16 protein-coding genes are annotated in these 15,177 nt (G+C 69.3%); 7 read left to right on the top strand and 9 right to left on the bottom strand.

The window, feature by feature from the left end; all coding sequences use genetic code 11:
* Nucleotides 1–92: 92 nt before the first annotated feature.
* The 4 genes from AAD496_RS02215 to dnaK form a co-directional block, all read right to left on the bottom strand.
* Entirely contained in the window at nucleotides 93–605 is a 513-nt protein-coding gene (locus AAD496_RS02215) for a heat shock protein transcriptional repressor HspR (RefSeq protein ID WP_349827003.1), read from the bottom strand.
* A gap of 19 nt (nucleotides 606–624) precedes the next feature.
* Nucleotides 625–1,632 (bottom strand): DnaJ C-terminal domain-containing protein, encoded by a 1,008-nt coding sequence (locus tag AAD496_RS02210; RefSeq protein ID WP_349827002.1) that lies wholly within the window; start codon nucleotides 1,630–1,632, stop codon nucleotides 625–627.
* A gap of 154 nt (nucleotides 1,633–1,786) precedes the next feature.
* Nucleotides 1,787–2,446, bottom strand: coding sequence for a nucleotide exchange factor GrpE (locus tag AAD496_RS02205; RefSeq protein ID WP_349827001.1), 660 nt, complete (start codon nucleotides 2,444–2,446; stop codon nucleotides 1,787–1,789).
* Nucleotides 2,443–4,302, bottom strand: coding sequence for a molecular chaperone DnaK (gene dnaK, locus AAD496_RS02200; protein ID WP_349827000.1), 1,860 nt, complete (start codon nucleotides 4,300–4,302; stop codon nucleotides 2,443–2,445). Before dnaK ends, AAD496_RS02205 begins: the two co-directional genes overlap by 4 nt.
* Nucleotides 4,303–4,620: 318 nt before the next feature.
* Between dnaK and AAD496_RS02195 the strand changes: the two genes are divergently transcribed.
* On the top strand, nucleotides 4,621–4,896 hold the full coding sequence (locus AAD496_RS02195; RefSeq protein WP_349826999.1) for a hypothetical protein: 276 nt from the start codon (nucleotides 4,621–4,623) through the stop codon (nucleotides 4,894–4,896).
* A 183-nt stretch (nucleotides 4,897–5,079) separates the two neighbouring features.
* Here AAD496_RS02195 and AAD496_RS02190 read toward each other — a convergent pair whose 3' ends face one another.
* The gene (locus AAD496_RS02190) at nucleotides 5,080–5,553 is read right to left on the bottom strand and encodes a Dps family protein (protein WP_349826998.1); all 474 of its coding nucleotides are present in this window, start codon (nucleotides 5,551–5,553) and stop codon (nucleotides 5,080–5,082) included.
* 106 nt (nucleotides 5,554–5,659) lie between these two features.
* Nucleotides 5,660–6,118 carry a thiamine pyrophosphate-binding protein gene (locus AAD496_RS02185; protein WP_349826997.1) on the bottom strand — a complete coding sequence of 153 codons (459 nt, stop codon included), beginning with the start codon at nucleotides 6,116–6,118 and terminating at the stop codon, nucleotides 5,660–5,662.
* Between the two features lie 182 nt (nucleotides 6,119–6,300).
* Between AAD496_RS02185 and AAD496_RS02180 the strand changes: the two genes are divergently transcribed.
* Both AAD496_RS02180 and AAD496_RS02175 read left to right on the top strand, forming a co-directional pair.
* Complete coding sequence (locus AAD496_RS02180; protein WP_349826996.1) at nucleotides 6,301–7,299, top strand: hypothetical protein; 999 nt, start codon at nucleotides 6,301–6,303, stop codon at nucleotides 7,297–7,299.
* Between the two features lie 157 nt (nucleotides 7,300–7,456).
* Nucleotides 7,457–8,266: a VOC family protein gene (locus tag AAD496_RS02175; RefSeq protein ID WP_349826995.1), complete on the top strand. Its 810-nt coding sequence runs from the start codon at nucleotides 7,457–7,459 to the stop codon at nucleotides 8,264–8,266.
* A 175-nt stretch (nucleotides 8,267–8,441) separates the two neighbouring features.
* Here AAD496_RS02175 and AAD496_RS02170 read toward each other — a convergent pair whose 3' ends face one another.
* Nucleotides 8,442–10,589, bottom strand: a complete 2,148-nt coding sequence (locus AAD496_RS02170; RefSeq protein WP_349826994.1) for a RecQ family ATP-dependent DNA helicase — start codon at nucleotides 10,587–10,589, stop codon at nucleotides 8,442–8,444.
* A 185-nt stretch (nucleotides 10,590–10,774) separates the two neighbouring features.
* On the opposite strand from AAD496_RS02170, the gene AAD496_RS02165 reads away from it, so the two are divergent.
* Nucleotides 10,775–11,224 carry a VOC family protein gene (locus AAD496_RS02165; RefSeq protein WP_349826993.1) on the top strand — a complete coding sequence of 150 codons (450 nt, stop codon included), beginning with the start codon at nucleotides 10,775–10,777 and terminating at the stop codon, nucleotides 11,222–11,224.
* A gap of 128 nt (nucleotides 11,225–11,352) precedes the next feature.
* On the opposite strand, the gene AAD496_RS02160 is transcribed toward AAD496_RS02165, so the two are convergent.
* Both AAD496_RS02160 and AAD496_RS02155 read right to left on the bottom strand, forming a co-directional pair.
* Complete coding sequence (locus AAD496_RS02160) at nucleotides 11,353–11,760, bottom strand: arsenate reductase ArsC (protein ID WP_349826992.1); 408 nt, start codon at nucleotides 11,758–11,760, stop codon at nucleotides 11,353–11,355.
* A 42-nt stretch (nucleotides 11,761–11,802) separates the two neighbouring features.
* The gene (locus tag AAD496_RS02155) at nucleotides 11,803–13,185 is read right to left on the bottom strand and encodes an FAD-dependent oxidoreductase (RefSeq protein WP_349826991.1); all 1,383 of its coding nucleotides are present in this window, start codon (nucleotides 13,183–13,185) and stop codon (nucleotides 11,803–11,805) included.
* A gap of 55 nt (nucleotides 13,186–13,240) precedes the next feature.
* Here AAD496_RS02155 and AAD496_RS02150 point away from each other — a divergent pair, with 55 nt between their 5' ends.
* From AAD496_RS02150 to AAD496_RS02140, 3 genes are all read left to right on the top strand, one after another.
* Nucleotides 13,241–13,669, top strand: a complete 429-nt coding sequence (locus AAD496_RS02150; protein ID WP_349826990.1) for an ArsR/SmtB family transcription factor — start codon at nucleotides 13,241–13,243, stop codon at nucleotides 13,667–13,669.
* Nucleotides 13,666–14,766 (top strand): ACR3 family arsenite efflux transporter, encoded by a 1,101-nt coding sequence (arsB, locus tag AAD496_RS02145; RefSeq protein ID WP_349826989.1) that lies wholly within the window; start codon nucleotides 13,666–13,668, stop codon nucleotides 14,764–14,766. The genes AAD496_RS02150 and arsB overlap by 4 nt, the downstream gene beginning before the upstream one ends.
* Nucleotides 14,767–14,814: 48 nt before the next feature.
* Nucleotides 14,815–15,177, top strand: a 363-nt coding sequence (locus AAD496_RS02140; RefSeq protein WP_349826988.1) for an arsenate-mycothiol transferase ArsC, incomplete at its 3' end; no start/stop codon positions are given.

The raw sequence follows: 15,177 nt of genomic DNA, 5'->3' as shown, positions 1-15,177 counted from the left end.
ATCCTAGGGAACGCCTCGGACACGGAACGGCCACGGGTCGTGGCGGATCGGCCACGCCCGCGGCGCCTGAACGAGCGCGGACCCGCAACTCCTCAGCGCCCGCGGTAGACGACCATCTCGCCCTTCGCATTGCGGGCCTCCCGCGCCCGAGGCGCCCGTCGACCGGGCACCGGGGCGGGCAGACCCAGCCGCGGCGGGGGCACGGGGCGGCCCGCCTCGGGACGTTGCCCGTGGACGATCGAGACGACGTCACCGGTGGAACCGGCGGCGAAGACCCGGCCACCCGTCGCCTGTTGCAGCCGGGCACGCACGGAGTCGAGTTGGCCGGAGAGCTGCTCGGCCCGGTTCCGCAGGTCCTCGAGCTCGGTCCGCAGGTCGAGGATCTGTTTGATGCCCGCGAGGTTCACGCCCTCGTCCTTCGACAGGCGTTGGACGAGGCGCAGGCGCTCGATGTCGGCGGCGGAGTAGCGCCGCCCGCGGCCCGAGGTCCGCTGCGGCGACACGAGTCCCATCCGGTCGTACTGGCGCAGGGTCTGCGGGTGCATCCCGGCCAGTTCGGCGGCCACGGAGATGACGTAGACGGCCTTGCCCGGTGCGATGTCCATGGCGGCTCACCTCCAGGTGTCAGCTGTCCTTCGCCCGACTGTACAGCTCCGCCCGCGGGTCCTCGGCCGTGGTGGCGTCACGGAACGCCTCGACGGCGGCGACGGCCTCCTCGGACAGGTTCTTCGGCACGGAGATCTCCACCGTGACGAGCAGGTCGCCGGTGCCCTTCTTCGTCTCGATCCCCCGTCCGCGCAGACGTAGGACGCGACCCGAAGGCGTGCCCGCGGGGATCTTCATCGTCACGGGCTGCCCGTCGAGGGTGGGGACCCGCACCTCGGCGCCGAGAGCGGCCTCGGCGAAGGTGACGGGCAGTTCAACGCGCAGGTTGTCGCCGTCCCGGGAGAACACCGGGTGGCCGGACACCTTCACCGTGAGGATGAGGTCGCCCTTCTCACCACCGCGTACTCCGTCCTTGCCCTTGCCCCGCAGGCGGATCTTCTGCCCGTCGGTCACACCCGCCGGGGTGCGGACCGAGACGGGCTTGCCGCCGGGCATCGTGAGCTTGACGGTCGCGCCCCTCGCGGCCTCCGTGAAGGACAGCGTGGTCGAGGCCTTGATGTCGCCGCCCTTCTGCGGGCCGGTCGAGAAACCGCCGCCGTAGGGGCTGCCACCACCCATGCCGCCGAAACCACCGAGCAGGTCGGCGAGGTCCGGGGGCACGTCCCCGTACCCACCGGCACCGGGACGCGGGCGGCCGCCACCGCCGGTGAACAGACCGGAGAAGACGTCCTCGAATCCACCTGCGCCGCCGCCGGGACCGCCGGCCGTGAAGCGGGCGCCGCTGCCCATCTTCCGCACCTGGTCGTACTGTTCGCGCGTCTCCGGGTCGGCGAGCACGTGGTGGGCCGCACCGACCTCCTTGAACTTCGACTCGGCGACCTCGTCACCGGGGTTCTGATCGGGGTGATACTTGCGGGCGAGCTTGCGGTAGGCCTTCTTGATCTCGGTCTCGGTGGCGTCCTCGGAGACGCCGAGCACCTTGTAGTAGTCCTTGTCGAACCATTCCTGCTGCGGACCGGTATTCACCGTGCGCCTCCTTCCTCGAAGGGTCGGTTCCTCCGAACGGACGATCCCCACACCGGGGCTGATGTGGGATGTGGGTTCTCCGACGCGTCGTGCGCCGGAACGCTTCCGGCCGGCCGGGCAGGATCCCGACCGGCCGGAAGCGGTCAGCCGACGGTCACTCCGCCGGGGCGTGCACACCCACGCGGGCGGCACGGACGACGCGGTCACCGACCTTGTAGCCGGGCTGCATCACCATGAAGACCGTGGTGGTCTCCACCTCCTCGTTCGGCTGCTGCATGAGCGCCTCGTGGAGGTTGGGGTCGAACTCGTCGCCGGGCTCGCCGTACTGGGTCACACCCAGCTTCTCGAGCGCCGACTCCAGCTTCGCCACGTGGGTCTCGAAGGGACCGGTGACGTCACCGTTGTCGCGGGCGAGCTTCACCTCGTCGAGGACGGGGACCAGCGACTCGACCACCTTGACGATGCCCGACTCCTTGGCCCGCTCCTGCTCCCGCTGGGCCCGCATCCGGTACGCGGCGTACTCCGCGTTGATCCGCTGCAGGTCAGCCAGGTACCCGGCGGCCGTCTTCCGGTCGGCCTCCTTCTCCTCCTCGGTCATCCCGTCGAGTTCCGAGGCGTCCTCGGGAATCTCGACGCCGAGGTCGGAGGCGTCGGCCTCCGCGGACTCCCCCGCGCCCGAGGCGCCCTGGTCCTCCTGCGCGGACGCGGAGTCCGCGTCCGGCTGGGAATCGGCGGGCGCCTCGGCGGCGGAGGTGTCCTGCGGGACGTCCTCGTTCTCGTCGGGCAGGTTCGGGTCCTGGTCGCCGGACGTCACTTCTTGTCCTCGTCCTCGTCCACGACCTCGGCGTCGATGACGTCGTCATCGGCGTCCGCCGACTCGGCGCCGGCCTCGGCACCCGCAGCGGCACCCGCGGCGTCCTGCTGGGCGTAGAGGGCCTCGCCGATCTTGAGCTGCGACTGGGACAGGGCGTCCATCGCGGTCTTCACGGCGTCGTCGTCCTCGCCCTTCAGGGCCTCCTTGACGGCCTCGACGTCGGCCTTGACCGTGGACTTGACCTCCTCGTCCAGCTTCTCGTCGTTCTCCTCGAGGAGCTTCTCGACGGAGTACGCCATGTTCTCGGCGGTGTTTCGGTTGTCCGCGGCCTCGCGACGCTTCTTGTCCTCGTCGGCGTGCTCCTCGGCCTCGCGCACCATGCGGTCGATGTCCTCCTGCGGGATGGACGAGCCACCCGTGATGGTCATCGACTGCTCCTTGTCGGTCGCCTTGTCCTTGGCGGACACGTGGACGATGCCGTTCGCGTCGATGTCGAAGGCCACCTCGATCTGCGGCATGCCACGGGGAGCCGGGGCGATGCCGGTGAGGTCGAAGGTGCCCAGGAGCTTGTTGTCGCGGGTGAACTCACGCTCGCCCTGGAAAACCTGGATCGACACCGTGGACTGGTTGTCCTCGGCGGTCGTGAAGGTCTCGGACTTCTTGGTGGGGATCGGGGTGTTGCGCTCGATGAGCTTGGTCATCACGCCACCCTTGGTCTCCAGACCCAGCGACAGCGGGGTCACGTCGATGAGCAGCACGTCCTTGCGCTCACCCTTGAGGACACCGGCCTGGACGGCGGCGCCGAGAGCGACGACCTCGTCCGGGTTGACACCCTTGTTGGGCTCCTTGCCGCCGGTGAGCTTCTTGACGATCTCCGAGACGGCGGGCATGCGGGTCGAACCACCGACGAGGACGACGTGGTCGATCTCGTCGATCTTCACGCCGGCGTCGGCCATGACGTTCTCGAAGGGCTTCTTGGTGCGCTCGAGGAGGTCCTTGGTGAGGTCCTCGAACTTGGCGCGGGTGAGCGACTCGTCCAGGTGGATCGGGCCGTTGTCGCTCATCGACAGGTACTGGAGGGAGATGTTCGTGCTCGAGGCCGAGGACAGCTCCTTCTTGGCCTGCTCCGCGGCCTCCTTGAGGCGCTGGAGGGCGGTGGTGTCCTTGGACAGGTCCACGCCGTAGCCGTTCTTGACCTCACCGATGAGCCAGTCGACGATCCGCTGATCCCAGTCGTCGCCGCCCAGGCGGTTGTCGCCGGAGGTGGCGCGCACCTGGATGGTGGAGAAGTCGTCCTCGTCCTTGCCGACCTCCAGGAGGGAGACGTCGAAGGTACCGCCACCGAGGTCGAAGACGAGGATGAGCTCGTCCTCCTTGCCGCGCTCCAGGCCGTAGGCCAGGGCGGCCGCGGTGGGCTCGTTGATGATGCGCAGGACGTTGAGGCCGGAGATCTGACCGGCGTCCTTGGTGGCCTGACGCTCGGCGTCGTTGAAGTAGGCCGGGACGGTGATGACCGCGTCGGTCACCTCCTCCTGCAGGTACTCCTCGGCGTCGTGCTTGAGCTTCTGCAGGATGCGGGCGGAGATCTCCGGGGCGGTGAGCGTCTTGTCACCGAGCTCCGTCGACCAGTCCGTGCCCATGTGGCGCTTCACGGAGGCCACGGTGTTCTTGGGGTTCGTGACCGCCTGACGCTTGGCGATCTCGCCGACGAGCGAGTCACCGTTCTTGTTGACCGCGACGACCGACGGGGTGGTGCGGCCACCCTCGGCGTTCGCGATGACCTTGGGGTCGCCACCCTCGAGGACGGCGACGACGGAGTTCGTGGTGCCCAGGTCGATGCCCACTGCACGTGCCATGAGTTTCCTCCTACGGTTTGCGGTTCCTCCGGCTACCGGCGGTGTCCACCGCGGTCGGGTCCGGACGGTCCCTGAGTGATTCCGACTCAAGTCTGCGGACGGGTCCGGAGCGTGTCAAAGCCACACTCACCAAACTTGCGTGTACTCGACTCAACTAAGCGTCGCGTCGATCTATTCCGCGAGGGAGAAGAATTTTTCGCAGAGTCCTGTGAACACCGCATGGAGTACCCCTGACAGGAGAACAGGAACCCTTGTCGGGCCAGGTGGTGCGGCGTAGCGTGGATGTACGAACGGTTCGCAGACCCTCAGGAGGGCGCCATGACCGACTCACTCACACCCGACACCCCCTGCGACGCGGATCCGGTGGAGGAACCGGCGTCCGGCGCGAACGACACCCAGCCACTCACCGGGCCGGACGGACAATCCCTCGCGGACGCACTCTTCGCGTCCGCCGGCGATGACGCGGCCGACACCCCGGACGACGACTCGGAACGGGATTCCGAGGAGCAGGCCGAGCACGACCACGACGACGCCCTGGCCGACGAGTGGGGCGACGAGTCCTTCCCCAGCAGTGATCCGCCCGGCCATTACTGACAGCAACGCCGACAGATACGTGGTTGGGCCCCGACACCGTGCTCGGTGTCGGGGCCCAACCACGTGTCAGCGCTCGGGCGGCGTAGAACTCAGCCGTGAGCAGCGGCGGGGTGCCGGGGCTCGGGCGGCGTAGAACTCAGCCGTGAGCAGCGGCGAGGTGCCGGGGCTCGGGCGGCGTACAACTCAGCCGTCGAGGTGTGCCCGGAGGAACCACTGGAACTTCTCGAGTTCTGCGGACTGGGCGATGAGCATGTCCTCGGTGATGGGATCGAGGTCGCCCACCTCCTCGATCGCGGTGCGCTGGGAGGAGATCAGGCCGGTGTACACGCCGTCGAGCGCGGCGATGTGGTCGACCGTCTTCCCCTTGTCCAGCGTGTACTCGTCCCACGGACGGGTGTAGGCGGTACGTCCGGGCACGCCGACCGGGGACCCACCGAGCGTCGCGATGCGCTCGGCGACCTCATCGGCGTATCCGCGCACGAGCTCGATCTGCGGATCGAGCATCTCGTGGACACCGATGAAGGTGGGGCCCACGACGTTCCAGTGCGCGTGCTTGAGCGTGAGGTGCAGATCGTTGAGGACGCCCAGGCGGTCCTGCAGGATCTCGGTGACCTTGCGGCCGGTGTCGGTGGTGAGTCCGGGAACGGTGTATTCCATACCTACTCCTTCGGTGTCCCCCGCCGGGCGACGGAGGCATGCGAGTTCTGTGCAACGTATCCGGTCATGTGGCCCTGATCGACGGGATCGCCGATCAGGGCCAACGCTACGACCGCTCTCGGTCGTCGGCCAGTATGCACAGGAAAACCTCAGCCAGTTGAGGCTCTCCTTGCGTGACCTGGCTCACCAGGACGCGGCCACCTCGGCGGGGACGTGGACCAGGACGGGCCCGTTGGTCCCGGGTCTCGTGGAGGTCACCGGTGTCACGCCGTTCGGCCCCGCGGGGCATGCCCGGGGAGATCACGAGGACCGGCAGGGAGTCGCCGTGGGCGTTCGCCAGTCCGGTGAGCGCATTCGTCAGGCCCGGCCCGGAGGTCGTGAGGACGACACCCGTTCGTCCCGTCGCGCGGGCCATCGCATCGGCCGCGTAGACCCCGCCCTGTTCGTGCCGGGGTGCCACGTGGCGGATCCCGTGGGCGCCGAGCCCGCGGTAGAACTCGATGTTGTGGGTGCCGGGGATCCCGAGGACCGTGGTGACCCCGTGGGCCGCCAGGCACCGGATCACGTGGGAACCGAGGGACTTGTCCCGGGGATCGATCCGATGATCATCGGAGGGGAAGTCATACCCGCGATGCTCGCCGTGCGCCGGTCGTACGCCGACCTCGCCCCGGCGGAGATGTCACAGTCCGGCCATACGGGGGTTCCCCACCCTGGCGGGGTGGGGACAGCGGTCCCTAGGGTGGGGCCATGAACGGCAACCAGTACGGCCCGCCGAATCCTCAGAACCCCTACGGGCATAACCCGCAGGGGCCGAACCCTCCGTACCCGCAGGCCCCGGGCAACCCGGGGGCACCCGGCCCTCAGCAGCCCGGCTCACAGGGTTGGGCGCCGACGAATCCGCAGGCGGGGCCGTACGGACAGGGACCGAACTCCGGCGGACAGGGCCCGCCACCCGGACCGATGGGCGCCGGGTATCCCGGCGCAGGCGGCCCCGGAGCCGGCCCGCCCGGCGGGTTCGGTGGAGGGCCGGGTGGCCCCGGGCAGGGAGGACCTCCCCAGGGCGGCCCCTTCGGTCAGCAGCCGGAGAAGAAGGGCAAGGGAGGCCTCATCGCTGCGGTCGTCGCCGGTGGGTTCTTCCTCATCGCGGTCGTCGCCCTCGGTGCCATCATCCTCGTCAACGTCCTCCGCGGTGGTGAGGACGAACCCCATCCGATCACCCAGCCCACACCGGGGCCGACCGCGGAGGAGCCCGCGGGCACCGACGAACCCACGGACCCGTCCACCTCCGAGGAGGAGGACATCCTCACCGAGATCGGCGAGGGCGAGGGCCAGGGATCCACCGAGAGCCCCGACGAGTCGACCGACTCGAACGCCGCGGAGGAGCACGACGGCAGCGGCAACACCTCCGAGCCCTATGCGATGGCCGGTGAGTGTCTGGACGTCTCCGACGACGAGAGCTCCCTCGACTACGTCGACTGCACGGAGCCGCACGAGTACGAGGTCTACGCGACCAAACCGCTCGACGGCGACTGGCCGGGTGAGGACGCGGTCGTCGAGATCGCCGACGACTTCTGCGGAGGCGAGCTCGACCAGCTCGACATGGTCAAGCTGCTCTCCGAGTACTACTGGGCGGCGCTCTACCCGCTCGACGAGTCCGAATGGCAGATCGCCACCGGCCGCCACGTCATCTGCGTCGTCTACAAGCGTGACGAGTCCGAGTCCTCCGAGAGCATCATCGCGGACTGACCCGTCGTCACCGACCGGAGAGCGCAGTCCGGTCACCGACGAGTGAACCCAAGGCATTCCGGGCTGCTCACCCCGGGTCTACTCTCGTAGTCGTCAAGGGGACCACCACCGCGTGCATTCCCGCACGTGGTGGCCTCCGCGAGGCGAAGGAGCCGCCATGACCACCGAACGCCCGTCGGGCTCACCCATCTGGATCGACTACTCCTCGAACGACCCAGAGACCGCCAAGGCCTTCTACTCCGCACTCCTGGGCTGGGAGTTCGAGGACATGGGCCCCGAATTCGGGCATTACCACATGATCCGTTCCGGCGGCAACGACGTGGGCGGCTTCATGTCCATGGCCGACGCCGGTGCGGCGATGGACGACATGGGCATGGAAGGTGCCGAGGCGCCGCCCGCCGCCTGGTCGACCTATCTGGAGACCGCCGACCTCGACGCGACCGTGGCTCGCGCGGCCGAATCCGGTATCACCCCCGACGTCCCGGCCATGGACGTCGGTGACCTGGGCCGGATGGCGATGGTGACCGCTCCCGACGGCGCGCACCTGGGACTGTGGCAGGCGAAGACCTATGACGGTTTCACCGTCGAGCAGGGCCACGGGACACCCGTGTGGTTCGAGTGCATGAGCACCGACTTCGACGCGGCCTTCCCCTTCTACCGCGACGTCCTGGGCTGGGAGGCCACCCCGATGGGTCCGGAGGACGGTGGGGACCAGGAGGACGGCACCCACTACTTCACGAACGGCGCCGGGGACTCCGCCACCGCCGGACTGTGCGACGCCGCCCAGTGGTTCGAACGGTCGCTGTGGCGCACGTACTTCGCCGTGCCGGACTGCGACGCGGCCTGCGCGAAGGTCACAGAGCTCGGCGGTCGGGTGGCCGACGGCCCGATGGACACACCCTTCGGCCGGATCGCCACCGTGATCGACCCCGAGGGTGCGACCTTCCAGCTCAACCAGGACCTCTGACGGTTCCACCCGACCTGACGCTCAGGGTGGGACGATAGGGTCAGCGATCCAACTTTAATCCTTAACGTTGGATGACAAGGGCGGAAATCCAACCCTGAAGCTTGACGTCGGACCGTTCACGTCCGGTTCCAAGGCTCCGACCAGACCCGCCATCTCGCACTCAATGGAACACCTATCAGGCGCGCAGTGCCAGGGCGAAGGGAAGGACCGCACGGGCGCCCGCCCGGCGGAGCACACGGGCCGCGGCGGCCATCGACCAGCGCGAGACGACCATGTCGTCGACGAGCAGGACGACCTGACCGCTGACGGCCTGCGCCACCTCGGACGGGACCGCGAAGGCGTCGTGGACGTCCTTGACCCGGAAGGCACTGTTGACGTCCGGGTCCCCCGTCGAGTGGACGAGGTGCAGGTCCCCGGCGTCGTTCAGCCGCCCGGCCGTGGCGAGTTCCGCCGCGAGCGACCGGACCGTCACGGGCCTGCGCGGATTCGCCATCCCGACGACCACGGTCGGACGTTCCGCCCAACCCCAGTCCCCGAGGACCGACAGGCAGTGCCGCCCGATCGCCGCCGGCACCGGGGCGTCCTCGGCACCCGGGGCGAGGAAGTCCCGGAGTTGCTGACCGGGCCCGAGATCGGTGAAGCGGGCGACCACCCGCCCTTCCTCCATCCGCTCCTCGACGGGGATCCGGCCCTTGAGGTCGACCCCGATGTTCGCGAGGCCCGAGGGCCAGGACCCGCGCGGTTCGACCGGTACACCGACGGTCGAGAGGAACTTCCGGGCCCCGGTGCGGTTCTGCTCGGAGACCTCCTGGTCCCACCACACCCCCGCACAGGTGTCACATCGGCCGCAGTCGGTGGCCTCCGGGTCGTCGAGTGCCTCGGCCAGGAACCGCATGCGACACATGGTGGTCCGCTCGTACTCGAGCATCGCGTCGGCCTCCTGTTTCCGGGCCCGGGCGACGTTCGCGTACCGCTGTGCGTCGTAGGTCCAGCCCCGTCCGGTGGACACGAAGCCACCCTTCACCCGGTCGACCGCCCCGTCGACCTGGAGGGTCTTGAGCAGCAGGTCGAGCTTGGACCGCTTGATCCCGACGACCGTCTCCAACCGCGGGATGCTCCACGCCTCCTCCGGTCCTTCGTCGAGAGTGGAGAGCACCGCCTTCGCGGCGTCCTCCTCCGGCATCGAGGCGGTCGCGAAGTACTCCCAGATGTCCGGGTCCTCCGGGCCGGGCAGCAGGAGGACGTCCGCGTTGTCGGTCCCACGGCCGGCGCGCCCCACCTGCTGGTAGTAGGCCACGGCGGAGGAGGGAGCGCCGAGGTGGACGACGAACCCGAGGTCCGGCTTGTCGAAGCCCATTCCGAGAGCCGAGGTGGCGACGAGAGCCTTGAGTTCGTTGCCCTTGAGCGCGGCCTCCAGACGCTCCCGCTCCTCCGGGTCCGTCCGACCGGTATAGGAAGCGACCTCGTACCCGGCCTGTCGGAGAGCCCGCGCGACGTCCTCCGCCGCGGAGACCGTGAGCGTGTAGACGATGCCGGAGCCTTGGAAGTCCCCGATGTGCTGGACCAACCAGGCGATGCGGCTGCCCGGATCCGTGGTCGGGGTGACACCGAGACGCAGGGACTTGCGCGAGAGCGGACCGCGGATGACGAGGGTGTCGTGGCCCAACTGCTCCGCCACGTCCTCGACGACGCGGGAGTTGGCCGTCGCGGTGGTCGCGAGGACCGGCATGTCGCCCGGCAGGGTGGCGAGCAGGGCGCCGATCCGCCGGTAGTCCGGCCGGAAGTCGTGGCCCCAGTCGGAGATGCAATGGGCCTCGTCGACGACGATCATGCCCAACTGCTGCATGAGCGGACCGAGGACCCGGTCCCGGAACTGCGGATTGTTGAGGCGTTCCGGCGAGATGAGCAGGACGTCCACGTTGCCGTCGCGCAGGTCGTCGACGACCGCGTCCCACTCGGTGACGTTCGAGGAGTTCATGGTCACCGCACGCACACCCGCCCGGGCGGCCGCGGCCACCTGGTCCCGCATGAGGGCGAGCAGCGGCGAGACGATGAGCGACGGTCCCCGGCCCATGCGCCGCAACAACAGGGAGGCGACGAAGTACACGGCGGACTTGCCCCACCCCGTGCGCTGGACGACGAGGGCACGCCGACGACGGGCGACGAGCGCCTCGATCGCCTCGTACTGGCCGGGGTGGAACTGCGCATCCGGTGCCCCCGTGAGGTCCCGCAGGACCCCGAGCGCCTGCTGGTGGAGTTCCGAACCCTCACCCCTACCCGTCACGTCCGCCCCGGTCATCCCGGTCGTTCCCGTATCCGTCATAGTCCCGCTCCCCTGCTTGCGACCTCGACCGTTCTGTCACGTCCGGCACCCACCCTAGAGGGCGCCTCGGACGCACTTCTCGGAGCCGTCCACCGTAGGGTCTTGTCCCCTCTCCGGGCAGCGACGAGGATGGTCACCGGAGGCGGCAGCGAGGCCGCCCGTCGACGACCGGAAGGCTCCATGCCATGTCCATGACACCCCGTGTCTCCCCGTACCTGCGCTTCGAGGGCTCCACCCGCGAGGCGATGACCTTCTACCAGGAAGTCCTCGGCGGTGAGTTGTCGTTGGCCTCCTACGGCGAATTCGGCGCTGCTGCCGACGACTCACAGGCCGACCTCGTCATGCACTCGATGCTCGTGTTCGCCGCCGACTTCTCCGTCATGGCCTCGGACACCCCACCCGGGATGGCCGAGCAGATGGGCGGCCCCTTCACCAACGGCACGATCGCGCTCCACGCCGGCCCCGAGGACCTCGAGGCGATGAGCGCCGCCTTCCCCCGCTTGGCCGAGGGCGGCAGCGTCGTCATCCCCTTGGAGGCCGCTCCCTGGGGCGACCACTTCGGTGAGGTCGTCGACCGGTTCGGAATCCACTGGATGTTCAACATCGGAGGGAGCACCGAACCCCCGGCGGAGTGAGGCCCCACCGCCCCGGCTGTGCCTGACTCCGCCCCAGCCCCGGAACCCCACCGCCCCGATATGTTTCACGGCCCTCGGAATGTCAGCACATTCCGAGGGCCGTGGAACATATCGGGGCGGTATTCGCGTCAGCTCGCCGGTGCGAGTTCGCCGATCAGGGTCTCGATCCGGACGCGGATGTCGTCGCGCACCCCGCGGACGACCTCGATGCCCTGCCCGGCGGGATCGGTGAGCGCCCAGTCCTCGTAGCGCTTGCCGGGGAAGATCGGGCAGGCGTCGCCGCACCCCATGGTGATGACGACGTCGGACTCCTGGACGGCCTCGGTCGTGAGGACCTTCGGGGTGTTGGCGGCGATGTCGATCCCGAGCTCCGCCATCGCCTCGACGGCCACGGGATTGACGGAGTCCTTGGGTTCGCTGCCGGCCGACAGGACGTCGATCCGGTCACCGGACAGGTGCTGCAGGAAGCCCGCGGCCATCTGCGAACGACCGGCATTATGGACACAGACGAAGAGGACGGTGGGGCGGTCGGTCATGGGAGGTTTCCCTTCGGTTCGGTGACGGTGGGGGACGGGGCTTCAGCAGCAGCCACCGGCGTCGACGTTGCAGACGCCGGTCTCGGGGAGTTCCAGTTCGACATGGGCGGCCGCCTCGGTGTCGCCCGCGATCCACGCGACGACCGAACGGACCTGCTCGTAGCCGGTCTTCAGCAGGAAGGTCGGGGCCCGTCCGTAGCTCTTCATACCCACGACGTACAGCCCCGGCTCCGGATGGGAGAGCTCCCGGTACCCGTGCGGTGCGACGGTGCCACAGGAGTGCTCGTTCGGATCGATGAGCGGCGCCAGGCGCACCGGGGCCTGCACGATCTCGTCGACCGCGGTGCGGACCTCCGACAGGATCGACAGGTCCGGGCGGAACCCGGTAGCGGCGACGAGCAGGTCCGTGTCGTGCACCGGGGCTCCGGCGCCGTCCCCGCAGTCCGCCGCGGAGTCCGTGCCGCAGCAGGCACTCCCGCCGCCCTCCCCGACACCGAGGCGCCCTGCCCCGGGCACCCCGTGTGCCCGGACTCCCCCGCCGGGCAGGTCTTCGAGGCGCGCGATCTCGAAGGAGTCGACGACCTCGACGCGGCCGTCGGCGACGAGCTGTTCGAGCCGGGACCCGAGGGCCCCGCGGCCTTCGAGCTCGTCGTCCCCGGTACTCACCCGGGCGGCGTTCGCATTCCGCAGCAGCCAGGTGACACGGGTGTCCGGTTCCTCCTCGGCGAGGGCGGCCAGTGCGATGAGGGTGTTGGCCGCGGAGTGACCGGCACCGACGACGGTCACGTGCGTGCCCGCCACGCGGTCCCGGTCGACCCCGAGGACGTCGGGCAGGCCGGGGAGCAGACGGTCGGCCACCTCCTCGGCGCCGAGCGGGTCGAGCCCGTGGGAGCCGAGGGGAGCCGGCTGTCCCCAGGTCCCCGAGGCGTCGAGGACGGCACGGGCGCGGAGCTCCTCGACGTGCCCGTCCGCGGACCGGACCCGGAGGACGAAGGGGGCCTGCGACCGGGCGGTGGTACGGGTGCGGTCCTTGCCCTCGCGGGTGACGGCGAGGACCTCGGTGCCGTACCGGACCACACCGTCGAGGGACGGGAGGGCGGCGAGCGGCTCGACGTAGTCACGGACGAACTCGGAGCCGAGAGGTTCGTAGGAATCGGTGGGGCGGGACCAGTCGGTGGCGGCGAGCGCGGTCTCGACGACCGGATCGACCAGGTGCTCCCACGGGGAGAAGAGGCGGACGTGTCCCCATTCCCGCAGAGCGGAGGCCGGTTCGTCCCCCTTCTCCAGGACGAGGGCGTCGAGACCGCGTTCGCGCAGGTGCACGGCGGCCGTGAGGCCGATGGGACCGGCACCGATGACGGCGACGGGGAGATCCGCGAGGGGGTCGTGGGGGACCAGGCGGGGAGTCAGGTCGATGAGTTCCATGGGGTGAATCATCCTCGGGGTATCGACGTTCGTCAATATCGATTATCCTCGATGCATGACCACCATCCAGGACGCTCCTCCGCAGGGGACGGCCGCCGGCCACGCACCGGCGAACTGCGGCCCCGCCGGTTGCGGCACCCCCTTCACGCACGTACCCCTCGGGCCCGAGGACGCGGACGCCCTCGCGACGACCCTCAAGGCACTGGCCCACCCCGTCCGCCTGCGGCTGCTGTCGATCATCCAGGCGACCGAGGCACACGAGGCCTGCGTCTGCGACCTCATGGAACCGGTGGGGCTGAGCCAGCCGACGGTCTCCCATCACCTCAAACTGCTCACCGACGCCGGGTTCCTGCACCGCACCAAGCGCGGCACCTGGGCGTACTTCTCACTCGTACCGGGCGCACTCGACTCCGTGGCCGCCACACTCGCCACCGCGGGCACCCTCCCGACCTCCGGCACGACCACCGACAGGAAGGCCACATGACCGCCACCGCTTCCACGGCCCCCACTCCGACCTCGGCCCCGGTCGCCGGGAAGCTGTCCTTCGTCGATCGCTGGCTGCCCGCCTGGATCATCGCGGCGATGTTGCTGGGCCTGGCCCTGGGACGCTTCGTCCCCGGTATCGACCACGCGCTCGAAGCCGTGAAGATCGGCTCCGTCTCCCTGCCCATCGCGATCGGTCTACTCGTGATGATGTACCCGGTGCTCGCAAAGGTCCGCTACGACGAGACTCGCCGCATCACCGCGGACCGCAGGCTCATGGTCCTGTCGCTCGTACTCAACTGGCTGGTGGGCCCCGCCCTCATGTTCGGCCTGGCGTGGCTCATGCTCCCGGATCTCCCGGAGTTCCGCACCGGGCTCATCATCGTCGGACTGGCACGTTGCATCGCCATGGTCCTCATCTGGAACGACCTGGCCTGCGGCGACCGTGAGGCGACGGCCGTCCTCGTCGCCGTCAACTCCGTCTTCCAGGTCCTCGCCTTCGGCTTCCTCGGCTGGTTCTACCTCCAGATCCTGCCCGGCTGGCTGGGCCTGCCCACCACGAGCGCCGAGTTCAGCTTCTGGGCGATCGTCCTGAGCGTCCTCGTGTTCCTCGGCATCCCACTCGTCGCGGGCTTCCTCACCCGACTGATCGGAGAACGGACCAAGGGCCGCGCCTGGTACGAGGACCGATTCCTGCCGAAGCTCGGCCCCTGGGCCCTCTACGGCCTGCTCTTCACCATCGTCCTGCTCTTCGCTCTCCAGGGCGAGGCGATCACCTCGAACCCCTGGGACGTCGCCCGTATCGCCCTGCCCTTGCTCGCGTACTTCGTCCTCATGTTCGCCGTCGGTCTGCTCGCCTCCCGTGGGGTCGGCCTGGGATACGCGAAGTCGACCGCCGTCGCATTCACCGCCACCGGCAACAACTTCGAACTCGCGATCGCCGTGGCGATCGGCACCTTCGGGGTCACGTCCGGACAGGCCCTCGCCGGTGTCGTCGGTCCGCTCATCGAGGTGCCGATCCTCGTCGCATTCGTCTATGTCCTGCTGTGGGTGGGTCCACGCCTGTTCCCGGGTGATCCGTCCGTCCCGGCCCGCTGAGCCGGCCTCTCGACCCGAGCCCTGACGATCCTCCGAAAGGACTCATTCATGACCACCGGCAACTCCGCGCGCACCGACACCGCTCCCACCCTCCTGTTCGTCTGCGCGCGCAACGGCGGCAAGTCGCAGATGGCCGCGGCACTCGCGACCCTGCGCTCGGAGGGCGGGGTGACCGCACTGTCCGCCGGGACGAATCCCGGCAGCAAACTCAACGCCCAGTCGGTCGAGTCGATCGCGGAGGTGGGCGGCGACATGTCCGCCGGCCACCCCAAGGCGCTCGACCCCGAGGTCCTGCGCACCGCCGATCGTGTCGTCGTCCTCGGCACCGAGGCGAAGGTCGAGCCCGTCGAGGGCATGCGCGCGAGGATCGAGACCTGGGAGACGGACGAACCCTCCACCCGCGGCATCGAG

It is taken from the genome of Brevibacterium litoralis (assembly GCF_040212315.1).
GTDB lineage: Bacteria > Actinomycetota > Actinomycetes > Actinomycetales > Brevibacteriaceae > Brevibacterium > Brevibacterium litoralis.
The sequence above is the reverse complement of the archived record's forward strand: the minus strand, read 5'-3'. Positions and strand labels throughout refer to the sequence as shown.